Annotated in this window: 8 protein-coding genes; 1 reads left to right on the forward strand and 7 read right to left on the reverse strand. The window is 53.2% G+C overall.

Annotation, left to right across the window (positions count from 1 at the left end; all coding sequences use genetic code 11):
* Nucleotides 1-19: 19 nt before the first annotated feature.
* Nucleotides 20-1,300, forward strand: coding sequence for a glutamate-1-semialdehyde 2,1-aminomutase (hemL, locus tag ACU8YC_RS21455; protein WP_151216785.1), 1,281 nt, complete (start codon nt 20-22; stop codon nt 1,298-1,300).
* A gap of 36 nt (nt 1,301-1,336) precedes the next feature.
* On the opposite strand, the gene fhuB is transcribed toward hemL, so the two are convergent.
* The 7 genes from fhuB to ACU8YC_RS21490 all read right to left on the reverse strand — a co-directional run bounded on the left by fhuB (nt 1,337) and on the right by ACU8YC_RS21490 (nt 11,777).
* The gene (gene fhuB, locus ACU8YC_RS21460; RefSeq protein WP_446895711.1) at nt 1,337-3,319 is read right to left on the reverse strand and encodes a Fe(3+)-hydroxamate ABC transporter permease FhuB; all 1,983 of its coding nucleotides are present in this window, start codon (nt 3,317-3,319) and stop codon (nt 1,337-1,339) included.
* On the reverse strand, nt 3,316-4,206 hold the full coding sequence (gene fhuD / locus ACU8YC_RS21465) for a Fe(3+)-hydroxamate ABC transporter substrate-binding protein FhuD (RefSeq protein ID WP_151216783.1): 891 nt from the start codon (nt 4,204-4,206) through the stop codon (nt 3,316-3,318). The genes fhuB and fhuD overlap by 4 nt, the downstream gene beginning before the upstream one ends.
* Entirely contained in the window at nt 4,206-5,003 is a 798-nt protein-coding gene (gene fhuC / locus ACU8YC_RS21470) for a Fe3+-hydroxamate ABC transporter ATP-binding protein FhuC (protein WP_446895712.1), read from the reverse strand. Before fhuC ends, fhuD begins: the two co-directional genes overlap by 1 nt.
* Nucleotides 5,004-5,049: 46 nt before the next feature.
* A complete protein-coding gene (gene fhuA / locus ACU8YC_RS21475) occupies nt 5,050-7,299 on the reverse strand; it encodes a ferrichrome porin FhuA (protein WP_446895713.1) in 2,250 nt (749 codons plus the stop codon).
* A gap of 218 nt (nt 7,300-7,517) precedes the next feature.
* On the reverse strand, nt 7,518-8,534 hold the full coding sequence (locus ACU8YC_RS21480; RefSeq protein WP_278238242.1) for a fimbrial protein: 1,017 nt from the start codon (nt 8,532-8,534) through the stop codon (nt 7,518-7,520).
* A gap of 14 nt (nt 8,535-8,548) precedes the next feature.
* Complete coding sequence (locus ACU8YC_RS21485) at nt 8,549-11,032, reverse strand: fimbria/pilus outer membrane usher protein (RefSeq protein ID WP_446895714.1); 2,484 nt, start codon at nt 11,030-11,032, stop codon at nt 8,549-8,551.
* A 31-nt stretch (nt 11,033-11,063) separates the two neighbouring features.
* The gene (locus ACU8YC_RS21490; protein ID WP_423390770.1) at nt 11,064-11,777 is read right to left on the reverse strand and encodes a fimbrial biogenesis chaperone; all 714 of its coding nucleotides are present in this window, start codon (nt 11,775-11,777) and stop codon (nt 11,064-11,066) included.
* Between the last annotated feature and the right edge of the window lie 13 nt (nt 11,778-11,790).

Consider the following 11,790-nt stretch of genomic DNA (forward strand, 5'->3'; position numbering starts at 1 on the left):
ACGAACCAGGACCCCATCCATGAGTAAGTCTGAAAACCTCTACAACGCAGCACGCGAACTTATCCCCGGCGGTGTTAACTCCCCCGTTCGCGCCTTTACCGGCGTGGGTGGCACTCCGTTGTTTATTGAAAAAGCCGACGGCGCGTATCTGTACGATGTCGATGGTAAAGCCTATATCGATTACGTCGGATCCTGGGGACCGATGGTACTGGGTCATAACCATCCGGCAATCCGTAATGCGGTGATTGAAGCCGCAGAGCGCGGTTTAAGCTTCGGCGCACCAACCGAGATGGAAGTGAAAATGGCGGAGCTGGTCACTGAACTCGTGCCGACCATGGACATGGTGCGTATGGTGAACTCCGGTACGGAAGCGACAATGAGCGCCATCCGCCTGGCGCGCGGTTTCACCGGCCGCGATAAGATCATCAAATTTGAAGGCTGCTACCACGGTCATGCCGATTGCCTGCTGGTCAAAGCCGGTTCCGGCGCGTTAACGCTGGGTCAGCCGAATTCTCCAGGCGTTCCGGCTGATTTCGCGAAACACACCCTGACCTGCACTTATAACGATCTCGTTTCAGTACGTGCAGCATTTGAACAATATCCTCAGGAGATCGCCTGCATCATCGTTGAGCCAGTCGCAGGTAACATGAACTGTATCCCGCCGCTGCCGGAATTCCTGCCGGGCCTGCGTGCACTGTGCGATGAGTTCGGTGCGCTGTTGATTATCGATGAAGTGATGACCGGTTTCCGCGTAGCGCTGGCCGGTGCGCAGGATTATTACGGTGTCGTGCCGGATCTCACCTGCCTGGGTAAAATCATCGGTGGCGGCATGCCCGTTGGCGCATTCGGCGGCCGTCGCGATGTGATGGACGCACTGGCACCGACCGGACCAGTTTACCAGGCGGGTACGCTTTCCGGTAACCCGATTGCGATGGCGGCAGGTTTTGCCTGTCTGACCGAAGTGGCCCAACCGGGTATTCATGAAACGCTGAACGAGCTGACGACACGTCTGGCGGAAGGTCTACTGGAAGCCGCCGAGGAAGCAAACATTCCGCTGGTGGTTAACCATGTGGGTGGGATGTTCGGGATTTTCTTCACCGATGCCGAAACCGTGACCTGCTATCAGGACGTGATGGCGTGCGATGTTGAACGCTTCAAGCGTTTCTTCCATATGATGTTGGATGAAGGTGTTTATCTGGCGCCGTCCGCCTTCGAAGCGGGCTTTATGTCCGTGGCGCACAGCGAAGACGATATCAATAACACCATCGACGCCGCGCGTCGGGTATTTGCAAAGTTGTGATCCATTCGCCTCGCCTGTAAAGGCGAGGCATTTACATTACCGGCTCTGCTTTCTCAGCAGATAGATAAAGTACGGCGCACCAATAAACGTCGACAGTAACCCCGCCGGGATCTGATACGGAAACAGCACCATTCGCCCACACCAGTCAGCAAAGACCAGCAACACGCCGCCCGCCAGCGCCGAAATCAGCATATGCGGCATCGCCCGGCGAAAGCCCATCATACGAGCAATATGCGGCGCCATTAACCCGACAAAACTCAACGGTCCAATCGTCATGGTTGCGGTTGCCGTCAGCCCCGCCGCCAACAGCAGTAACCCTACGCGCGACGGCGTGATCGCCATCCCCACCGCCCGCGCCGTATCGCCGCCCAGCGGTAATATCGTCAGCCAACGACGACACAGTGGCGTCATCGCCAGCAGGATAACCATTACAATCCCGGTGCGCAGCACCTGTTCGCCACTCGCGTTATAGGTTGAGCCGGAGATCCAGGTTAGCACCCCCGCCATCCTCGGATCGCCGCTGGCCTGCAGCATCATCAGCAGCATTGTAAACGCCGTGCTGAGCGCCATCCCTGCCAGCAACATGCGGTGCGGCGAAAAACCCCCGCGCCCGGCGGCAATCATAATGATAAGCAAGGTGGCTGCCGCCCCGAGGCTCCCGGCCGGCATCAGCCAGCCAAAGGCATTTCCGGGGACCAGAAATAACATTAATACCACGCCAAATGCCGCCCCGGAGCTAATACCTAATACTTCCGGGCTGGCCATTGGGTTTCCGGTCAGACGCTGAATAATACAGCCAGCTACCGCCAGCATCACCCCGGCAATCAGCGCTGCCAGAACACGTGGCCAGCGCCAGGGCATGAGTTCATCCAGCATCGCGCCGCTGGCCCATGTCCAGCCGTGCGCATCACGGCCAAACGCGAGCGCCACAATAACGGTCAGCAGCAATATCGCCCCACCCGCCAGCGCAAACATCAGTATATTCTGACGCTCAGCGGCGATACGGTTGCCGGCATTCATATCCGGCGCGCTCATACTCCTCAGGCGCGGCAACAGCCACAGCAACAATGGCGCGCCAATCAGCGCCGTCACCGAACCAGTGGAAACTTCCATCCATACGCGGGTCAGCCACAGAATAATTTGGTCAGAGAGCCAGAGGATTAATGCCCCAATCAGCGGAGCCAACATCAGACGCGACAGCAAACGCCGCGCGCCAAGCATTTTCGCCAGCAGCGGCGCAAACAGGCCAATAAAACCGATAATCCCGACGGCGTTAACCAGCAATGCGCTGAGAACAATCGCCAGCGACAAGGCCGCCAGGCGCGCCAGCGATAACGCCAGACCGAGGTTACGCGCTACGCCGTCATCCAGTCCCATCAGCGTCATTGGGCGCAGTAACAGCAGCGTCAGCATCACGCCGCCCAGCAACTGCGGCCACAGGCGTTGTACGCCGCTCCAGTCGGTTTGGGTTAACGTACCGCTGCTCCATAAAAACATGCTTTGCAGTTGATCGTGATGGAAGATAACCATCAACTGGTTAATCGCCCCGCAGTACAGGCTGACCACCAGCCCGGCAAGGATTAACGTCACTGGGGAAAGACGCTTGCCCCAGGCGACGCCAAACACCAGCGCCCCAACGACACATGCTCCCGCCAGCGCCGCAAATTGCGTGGTCAGGGCACCAGGAATCGACCATAGCGTGGTGACGGTAATGCCCAATTGCGCACCGGTCGCGACGCCCAGCGTGGTTGGCTCTGCCAGCGGGTTACGCAGCACCTGCTGAAACAAGACGCCAACCAGCCCCAGTCCGGCGCCGACCAGCAGCGAAATCGCCAGCCTCGGCAGCAGACTGTAGTGGAAAACCATCTGCTCAATGAGATTGATGTTTGGTGACCAGATAGCCTGCTGCCACTGGCTGCGCGGCAACGCAACGGAAAAACTCACCCAGGTCAACCAGCAGGCAGCCACAAACAGAATCGCCAGCAGAAGGGGCGGGAAAAGCGCAATTCGTTTACTCACGCTTTGCCTCCCAGCGCATTATCCAGAATGCGGGCAAAATGCATCGCCGAGAGTGTGGCGCCATAGAACCAGACGGCAGGTACACGCTGAAAACGTCCGCTGCGGACAAACGGCATTGCTTGCCACAACGGCGTAGACATCAGCACAGCCATCTCTTGATCGTTGCCGTGGTCAAAGCACAAAACATCGGCATCCTGAAAGGCTGCCAGACGGTCAATACTCACGGCAGTACTGCCCCAAAAGTTTGTCTCGCCCTGCCAGGCGTTGGGGATCGCATATTCGTCCAGCACGTCCTGGAACAGACTGTTCGGACCAAACACCAGCATATGTCGCGAATCAAGCAAGGATGTCAGCAGCACGGGACGCGCACCACGTTGAATAAAGCGCGGTTTCAGGCTGGCGATAAAACGATCGTACTCGGTCAGATGGCGTTCAGCAGAGGCTTGCAGATTGAACAATTGCGCCATTTCCTGCAGCGATCGTCGCGCAACGGCCAGCGGCTTTTTACCGTCACTGAAGTTAAATCCCCGGCCAGGCGCAATTCGCGCCAGCTTTTCGGGAGAAGGACCATAGCCTGCCGACCACAGCAGAAATGAGGGTTTCATTTCGGTCAGCAGTTCGAGATTGGGTTCCGTGCGTAGCCCAACGTCAATCACCGAGTCTGGCAACGGGGGCTCACTGACCCACAGCTTGTAGTTAGGGATATCCGCGATGCCATACGGCGTAATACCCAGCGCCAGCAGTAGTTCTACCGGTAGCCATTCCAGCGCCACAATGCGTTGCGTATCAACCACTGCAGCGTGTGCCGTATTCATCCGCCACAGCAGCGGCGACAGCGCCATCGCCGCAAGCAGCCGCCGACGGGTAATATGATGTAATTCAATCATTAATAGACAAAACTCACGGGTGCGGCACCAGCCGGATGTGGCAAAATGCCCATCGGGATACCATAAATCTGTTCCAGAGTTTCACTGCGCATCAGCTCAGCAGACGCCCCCTGGGCAATCATTTCACCACCGCGCAGCGCCACCAGATAATCGCAGTAGCGAGCCGCCATGTTGATATCATGCAGTACGGCAATCACCGTCAGCCCGCGCTGCTGACTTAAGCGATGCACCAGCGCAAGCACATCAACCTGATGGGCAATATCCAGCGCGGAAGTCGGTTCATCAAGCAGCAGGCAGCGGGTGTCCTGCGCCACCAGCATCGCAATCCACGCCCGCTGGCGTTCCCCGCCGGACAGGCTGTCGACCAGACGATGTGCCAGCGGTTTTAAGCCGACCAGCGAAATAGCTTCTTCTACTTTCTCTCTGTCAGCCACACCAAAACGTCCCAGTGCCCCGTGCCACGGATAACGCCCAATCGCCACCAGTTCCCGCACCGTCATTCCTTCCGCTTGCGGCAGCTGTTGCGGCAGATAGGCGACCTTACGGGCAAACGCTTTACTGCTCCAGTTCTCCAGCGGCTGTTCGTTGAGCAGGATTTCACCTTCCGACGGCGGCTGATGGCGCCCCAGCATTTTCAATAACGTCGATTTTCCGGAACCGTTGTGGCCGATAAGGCCAGTCACTTTCCCCACAGGAAAAGTTAAAGAGAGAGGATGCAAAAGCGTGCGGCCAGGCACACGAAAGGAGACATTACGCAACGCAAAGGTGGTGTCGGGATGGGATCTGTTTTCCTGCATAGCAGCCAACTTGTAAAACGGGCACGCAAAGCGTGCCCAAAAGAAATTAGAAACGGAAGGTTGCGGTTGCAACGACCTGACGTTCTGCGCCCCAGAAGCAGCCATAGGTATTGAAGCAGCTGGCGACGTATTCGCGGTCAAACAGGTTGTTCACATGCAACGCCACGTTGGAGCCCACCATGCCGACACGAGCCAGATCATAACGAACTAACGCATCCACCAGCGTGTAGCTCCCTACTTTAAAGGAGTTTGCCGGATCGCCATAGCTGGAGCCAGTATAACGAACGCCCGTACCCAGCGTCAGCCCGGAAAGCACGCCGTCATAAAGGGTATAATCGCCCCACAGCGATGCCATGTGTTTTGGCACCTGCGCAGGCGTATTGCCTTTGTAGTTGGTGTCGGTGGTGTATTCCGCATCGGTATAGGTATAAGAGCCGACAACGTTAACACTGGCAGACAGCGCCGCTTTCGCTTCAATTTCCACTCCGCGAGAACGAATTTCACCGCCTTCCACTGACCAGAACGATCCGTTTGGATCGGCCATCAGATTGTTGGTTTTGGTCAACTGATAGACAGCACCGGTGATCACGATTGGACGATCGTTCGGCACGTACTTCACGCCAGCTTCGTACTGCTTACCTTTGGACGGCGCAAAGATATTACCGCTTGCCCCCGTCTGGGAAGCCGGTTCAAACGACTCGCTGTAGCTGAAATACGGGGTTACGCCGTTGTCGAACAGATAGTTAACCCCACCGCGCCAGGTGAATTGCTTATCATCGCGGGAATCCGTTACGCCAGAAACACGGTTCAGAGAGTCCTGTTTAGCCCAGTCGTAACGGCCGCCCAGAGTAACCAACACCTTATCCCATTGCGCCTGATCCTGGACATACAAGCCGGTCTGCTTCTGTTTGTTCATCACTTTGTAAGGACCTGAAGGGCCTGGGTGTGAGCCAAAATCGAAGTCGCTACGGTCGAGGTTATAGATATCGGACGGCGCAACAGAACCCGCATAGCCAAACCAGGAGTTGATATCATTACGCATACGCATAAAGTCAACGCCGGTCAGCAGCGTGTGATCCACATCAGCAGTCGCGAACTTGCTTTGCAACTGGGTATCGACGGAGAAGTTCTGCAATTTCTCATTGTCGATAACATACTGACGAGTCAGCGTGTGATTCCAGTCGGCCTGAGGAACGCTGGCGCAAGGACTGTTAGCCGGATCCTTGGTATAGAGTGGATCGGAGCACATACCGTAGCCATACACGCTGTTCTGCGAGACTTTATTTTGCGCGTAACGCAGGTTCTGACGCACGGTAAAGGTGTCGTTAAATTCGTGGTCGAAGCTGTAGCCCACCATCTTCTCGTTACGAGAATAGGTATTGTTGTTCGCACCTTCGTTGAAATCGGTAGGCAGACGCTTGCCGTTCGGCAGCTCAGTCACCGTCCCTTCTTTCGGCAACCAACCGTAATAACCGGTTTCCGGCTCGTTCTGGAAGTAGGAAAGGAAGGTGAAGTTTGTCTTATCGTCCGGACGCCATGAGAAAGATGGCGCGATGGCATAGCGTTGTTCTTCTGCGCCCTGTTGCTGGGCATTCGCGGAACGCGCCAGGCCAGTTAAGCGGTAAGAGTATACGCTGTCATCATCCAGCGCATCGCTGAAATCAAAACCGGTCTGGAACAGGCTGTCAGTGCCCATCTTGAACTGAATTTCTTTCAACGGCTCTGTGGTCGGGCGTTTGCTGACCATGTTCAACAAACCGCCTGGGTTACTTTTTCCGTAGAGAACGGAAACCGGACCGCGCATCACTTCGGCACGCTCCAACATATACGGGTCGATCACGGCATCATTGTAGAAATTGCCCTGCATTTTCAGGCCATTCAGATAGTTATTCTGACTTTGGCCATCAGCAGCGAAGCCACGGATGATCAGGTAATCATACGTATTCGATGCGCCACGAGTACCCACTGCCACACCAGGTGTGTAGCTGAGCGCCTCTTTAACTGATTTCGGCTGATGCAACGCCATCTCTTCGGCGGTGACCACTGAAATAGACTGAGGAACTTTTTGAATCGGTGTGTCGGTTTTGGTCGCCGTCGCTGACTGACGAGCAGCAATCGTCGCCGCGGGGCCCCATGCGCTTTCTTGTACGGCAGGTGCTGCGGTGACAGTGATGGTTTCTTCTTTCGGTTGAACCGCCGCCTGTGCATAGACAGACATGCCGCTAACCGCTGTGGCTACCACGACTGCGATTTTACGCAGCGATGAGTTTGGCTTAGCAGTTTTAAAACGCGCCATTGGTGTTTCTCTGATGAAAGTGAATGATAACGTAAACGAGAATTATTATTATAACGATGGGAATAATAGGCCAAAATTTGATGCGATAGCAAGCAATACAGCCCCCTACCAAAACTAAGGGCTCAAGAAATAACCAGATGAAAATAAAGGGTTAATAAAATAAGCTGGAATGTTGAGTCAAAGAAAACCCCCGGTTTCAGGGCAAGCAGAGGCTGGCTTTAGCGATAATACACTTCAAAGGTTGCCACTGCGCTGACCTGCCCTCCCTTCACAGTTCCGGTTTTGGCATAACGCGCTTTCAGCGGAATCGTGACAGACTGATCCTGCGTAGTCTGCGCAACCGCCGTGTAGTTTTGATCAAACCGAAGAACATTATCGTGGCTATCCAGAATTTGAATACCCACCCCGCTGGCGGCATTGTCACCATTAGCAATATTCAAAATAGTGCCGTCCGTCACACCGGTTGAGCCTGCAGAAGTAAACTGATAGTCAACTTGAATCCCGGCATCACAATTATTTAACTGGATTTTAAAACGATCGTCCGAAACGACTTTTGAGACATTATTCGTAAACTCCCCAGCGGTAATATCATTTAATGGCACCGTAATATTTTTTTCTGTTAGCTCGCAGGTTTGTGATTGTACAAAAACGCTTATATCGGAAAAACGCAGTTTCCCCATCACCAGATTGTCATATTTCCAGTCTGCATAAAACTGTGGGGTATGCACAACGCCACCGCCAGAATAAACGGTACCGGTTACCACAAACTGAATAATGGCATGAAGCTTTATGGGATAGTAACCATCTGATTTACGTACTTTTGAACTGCCCATATGCCAGAGGCTAATTAATGCCCCCTCATTTAATGTTGCGTTAGTATTATTCGCCCAGGCAGCGCGAAAACCAATCCCCGGAATATTCGTTGCATAAACACCTTTAAGCGGATTGTCCGGTCTGGCATCATCTGGCATTAAACCATTATTGTATCCTTGATAAATATCGCCGTCGGCATCACATGTCACCGCAATCGAAGCGCTTGTGGCTTCTGCCGTGTAAATAATAGTTCCTGGCGGTGCATCACTATTCACAATCAATTGAGGAATGGTAAAATTCACCTCCGCTGGATTTCCTCCACCATCAGAAAAATAACACGAGGCCAATACTGCTGGTGACAACCAAAAGGATAAAAATGCTATTAAAATTAGCATCCTGCATCTTATTTTTTGTGAGTTCATTCGCTAGCCTTCCGTTATTGGCAATTCACTGTAGCCGTAAGAATTCCTGCGCCTACGTTCTCCGGCACGCTCACGCGGCCCGAACATTTGGTCTGTGCGGTATTTCCCCATTGCGCCTCAAAACGTTGCGTTCCTTTGAGCCCTGTGACATACGCTTCACCATCATCGCCGACGATTGATGTCGTCCCGTCCATACTCACCACTGCGCCAAACGGCACCACGCCCTGGCCATGCCGCAGCGTCAGCAAGGCCCGTTTCCCCGAACGAGCACTAAAGTAAGCCGCCACCACCGCGCCTTTCGTGGGAACCACATCCACAGAAGCATCCTGAATATCCAGATCGTCACGCCCCACGGTATTCACAGTGACAGTATTACGCCGATAGTTAGTTAAATTCGGCACGATCGCATTACCCCAGCGATCGGTGTATATCCCCTGCGCATTCTGTATTTTAACGTGGTCACCATCGGCGATATGCACCAGGGCGAAGGCATCCTGAATTGACTGCCCGAGCGTAATCCCCTGCGAATGCGCCACCACAGATCCTTGCGCGCTATAGCCCCACTGCTTGCTATTTTTCTGGTAGCTGTAATTGGCGCTGAACTCACCCGCCGAAGCCCGATAGCGTGACGAGAGATACGCCCCATAGCCCACGTTGTTATCCGTGTAGGTTTGCTGGAGGTTGTAATTTAAATTTTTGTTTTCCAGCAATGTACCGCTTACGCCAACCTGATGTGACGTGTTGCCTGTTTTCGAACTCGTCAGGTTATACGTGCCCCAGGCATTCGGCAGCCAACGCGAAAGCGGGACGTTAATCGATACTGAAAACTGCTGGTCGTTATCCGTCGACGGCGTTTTGGTAAGGCTGTAATTCAGCGACCAGTTCACGCCCTGCCAGCTGCTGCTGTAGCCCATGCTGACGCTGCGCTCATGGCCTTGCATTCCCCAGTAGTCCTGCTGATAAGCGTTGGCATACACCGATCCCCAGCTCTGTAACGACTGCGACACGTTCAGTTGCATGCGGCTGCGACGGTTGTAGCTGTCGCGGTAGCTGTAGATGCTGTCGTCGTCATAGCGACTATTTCGCTGGTCGAGTGCCTCCTGAAAGGTATAAAACCCGGACGTGGAGTAACGATAGCTGGCTAACGTGACCGTGGTATCGGTCAGCGGAAAATCTTTGGCGTACTGCACGCGCCACGACTGGCCGCTGGTATCAGAGCGACTGTCGTCAAAAGCCGTTTTGGCCATGGTTAAATCCATCGACAGCGAGCCCAAATGATGTAAATCCGCCCCGATACCGACCAGCCCGGCATGGTACATTGACGCGCCCTGCACACCGCCGTAAGCGGTAATGCCATACGGCAAGCCGTAAATCAGCGTTGCCTGACCAAATTCTGGTTTCTCATGGCTATCCGTATCGCGATATTTCCCCATCGCCAGGCTGTATTTCAACGCGCCATCACGCTGCATGATCGGCACCGAGGAGCTCGCCTGAATAAAGCTCCTTTCCGTGCCATCGGCTTCCGTCACAGTGACTTCCAGATCCGCCCCTGCCGTCACCTGCGCTAAATCACGGATTTCAAATGGGCCCGGTGAAACGTTTGTCTGGTAAACGGTGTAACCATTTTGCTTAACGGTCACTTTGGCATCGCTGTTGGCGATGCCACGAACGACCGGCGCAAATCCCTGCAACCCGCTGGGCAGCATGCTGGTATCCGTTTCCAGCTTCATACCCGTCATTTGCACACTGTCGAACAGTTCACCATTGGTAGCGGTTTGCCCAAACTGAAGCTGGCTGCGTAAGCGCTTGATATCACGGGAAAGCGTCGTACTAATGGATTGCCAGCCATCATCATTTCCCCAGTTACTGGCGTTACGCAAACGCCAGGGGCCGATATTCATTCCAGAATTGAAGCTCGCCCAGTTGGATACATTGCTGTCGCCGTTCAATTGTTGATGCGTCCCCGAGACATAGTAGCTCGTCCACAGCGCCGGAATGCCGTCATCCCAGGAAGCGAGGTTGCTTTCCCCCGACATTTGCCGGTCACGGTATATCTGAGGGATGCGTAATTGCAGTACCTGGGTCTCCGGGTTGAAGTCATCGTGTGCATCGGCGATATATTCGCTGATATCGCCCAGCAGCGTATTATCATCAATATTATTTAATGTCGGTATGGCATCCACTTTCACACCGAGCTCGCGCCATTCTGCTTTGGTCAGTTGTGGAATCAGTTTTTTATTATCTTTTGAAAGGAGGTAATTTATATTTCGCTTATCAATTCGGTCCTGATCCCAGACAATCGATGTTAAATAACGCCCGGGTGATAACCCGTTATGCTGTAAATAAGATTCAAGCGCCCCCGTATTTTCCAATGGTGTTCCCGTTTCCAGAACATCGAGATTAAAATAATCCTCGGCATAGACTGCACCACTCATCGTAAATAAAGCCAATGTCAGCGAATTGAGGGCCAGTATCCGAACAGTATGATGAGAAGCCATAAATACCACCCGTGATAAATCAATAGTTGATTTACAGCGACTGTTTGTGCTGCCCGGTTTCTGAACCGAAATCATTAATTGCAGTCCAGACCACATCCCCTTTCACCGATGATGATAAAGGGAAACGCTGCTCGCCAAACGGCGCGACCATCATCGCTAATGCAGAAGGTGTTTTCCCATCTGCAGCGGGTTTAATTTCTTTTCCAGCAACGGTGAGTTGGCCAAAAGTGACGTAAAATGGCGTAGGATTCTTCACGATAAGCTGGTTTTGGCTGCGACTAAACTGCAGTGACTGCCAGGCGGTTTTAGCCTCGCTCTCTTTCAACGATACCGGGCGGTAGAACAACTTTAATTTGGTTTTAATGGCAAATTGCAGTGTATTATTATCACGCAATGCTTCAGGTATCGCAGAAACAGATTTAACATTTGCCATATACAATGATTCACGATCCTGAGGGACAGAAGATTGACTGCCGGTATAAACGACATGCAACAATGTCTGATGATTTTCATCGAGTTTATAAATTGGCGGAGTAATAATAAAGGGGGCTTTGCTGTCATCAATATTGCTTACCCAGCTATGAACAAGATAGCGCTTATCATTATCCTTATTTTTCAGCGCAACCTGAACCTCTGCCAGATTAGCAGGATAAATAACGCGAGTCCCCCCCAATACAACACCAGCATGGGCAAGATTAATCCCGATAGTGAAAATAGCGGTTAATGCGATAATAAATCGTTTCATATTTCCATTCCAT

It is taken from the genome of Citrobacter sp. VF227, from assembly GCF_052950715.1.

Excerpts from the sequence above, each read along its gene's own strand:
- ACU8YC_RS21485 (WP_446895714.1), bottom strand. The coding sequence starts at position 11,032 with ATGGCTTCTCATCATACTGTTCGGATACTGGCCCTCAATTCGCTGACA.
- fhuA (WP_446895713.1), bottom strand. The coding sequence starts at position 7,299 with ATGGCGCGTTTTAAAACTGCTAAGCCAAACTCATCGCTGCGTAAAATC.
- ACU8YC_RS21490 (WP_423390770.1), bottom strand. The coding sequence starts at position 11,777 with ATGAAACGATTTATTATCGCATTAACCGCTATTTTCACTATCGGGATT.
- fhuC (WP_446895712.1), bottom strand. The coding sequence starts at position 5,003 with ATGCAGGAAAACAGATCCCATCCCGACACCACCTTTGCGTTGCGTAAT.
- hemL (WP_151216785.1), top strand. The coding sequence starts at position 20 with ATGAGTAAGTCTGAAAACCTCTACAACGCAGCACGCGAACTTATCCCC.
- ACU8YC_RS21480 (WP_278238242.1), bottom strand. The coding sequence starts at position 8,534 with ATGAACTCACAAAAAATAAGATGCAGGATGCTAATTTTAATAGCATTT.
- fhuD (WP_151216783.1), bottom strand. The coding sequence starts at position 4,206 with ATGATTGAATTACATCATATTACCCGTCGGCGGCTGCTTGCGGCGATG.